The sequence below is a fragment of the Roseisolibacter sp. H3M3-2 genome (assembly GCF_029211165.1).
GTDB lineage: Bacteria > Gemmatimonadota > Gemmatimonadetes > Gemmatimonadales > Gemmatimonadaceae > Roseisolibacter.
In genome coordinates, this window is record NZ_JARGEK010000656.1 from 1 (window position 1) to 1,242 (window position 1,242).

At 75.4% G+C, this 1,242-nt stretch carries 2 protein-coding genes; both read left to right on the top strand.

Annotated elements, in window-relative coordinates; genetic code table 11:
- Window positions 1-560, top strand: a 560-nt coding sequence (locus PYV61_RS25500; RefSeq protein ID WP_275836696.1) for a DUF1499 domain-containing protein, incomplete at its 5' end; no start/stop codon positions are given.
- Between the two features lie 348 nt (window positions 561-908).
- Window positions 909-1,242 (top strand): response regulator (locus PYV61_RS25505; RefSeq protein WP_275836697.1); only part of this gene is annotated, 334 nt, incomplete at its 3' end.

The window sequence follows — 1,242 nt, forward strand, 5'->3', positions numbered from 1 at the left end:
CGGCGATCGGCGGGGCGACGGAGCGCGGCCCGCGGCGCGGCCGGGTGCGCGTCGCCGCGGTGCTGCTGGTGACGGCGGCGCTGGCCTCGGCCTCCGTGCCGTGGCGGCTGCGGGGCGCCGAGTCCGCGCCGCCGATCCACGACGTCACCACCGACACCGACGACCCGCCGCGCTTCGGCGCGCTGCGCGGCCGCCGCCCCGGCGCGACGACGCCCGTCGACTACCCGGGCCCCGCCGTCGCCGCGCAGCAGCGCCTCGGCTACCCGCACATCGCGCCGCTCCCGCTCGCGGTGGCGCCGCGCGTGGCGCTCGCCCGCGCCGAGACGGCAGTGCGCGCGCTCGGGTGGACGATCGCCGCCGTCGACACCGCCGCCGGGCGCGTCGAGGCCACCGACCGCACCACCTGGTTCGGCCCGCACGGCGACGTCGTGGTGCGCGTGTCGCCGGCCGGGCGCGGGTCGCGGGTCGACGTGCGGTCGCTGTCGCGGGTGGGCGGGGGCGACGTCGGGGCGAACGCGGCGCGGATTCGCAAGTTCATGGACCGGATCCAGCAGAGCTAGCGGTGCGGCTGCGCGCCGTCGGCTCGGCAACGACCGGGGAATCGGATCAGATCTGACGAGGTCTGATCCAGCGGATCGCTCCTCGAAGCTCCGAGCGCCCATCCGCCGGATCCGATCGTATCAGACCTGATCCGATTCCCGGTTGTCGATGTCGTCGTCCCGAGCGCCGCGAGGGACCTGGAAGGGCAACCTCGAGATCGACTGCCGGGAGAACGGATCGAACGGATGCTCCGGATGCGACGGATCCGGAGCATCCGTTCTCCCGGCCGTTGAAGAGGCGCAGCCGCGCAGCCGCGCAGCGCATTACGTTGCCCTCCCGCCCCTGACGCCGACTGCCAGCGCCCCGTCGTGCCCCGCATCCTGATCGTCGAGGACACCTCCGAGATCGCCGAGGCCCTGCAGCACCACCTGGAGCGCCGCGGCTACGAGACCGCGCTCGCCACGCGCGCCGCCGAGGCGGCGGCCGTCGTCGCCGACGCGCGCCCGGACCTGATCGTGCTCGACCTCGGGCTCCCCGACCGCGACGGCTACACGGTGCTCGAGCAGCTGCGCGCCCGCGGGCTCGACACGCCCGTGCTCATCCTCAGCGCGCGGCGCGAGGAGGCCGACAAGGTGCGCGGCTTCACCCTCGGCGCCGACGACTACGTCACCAAGCCGTTCGGCGCGATGGAGCTGCTGGCGC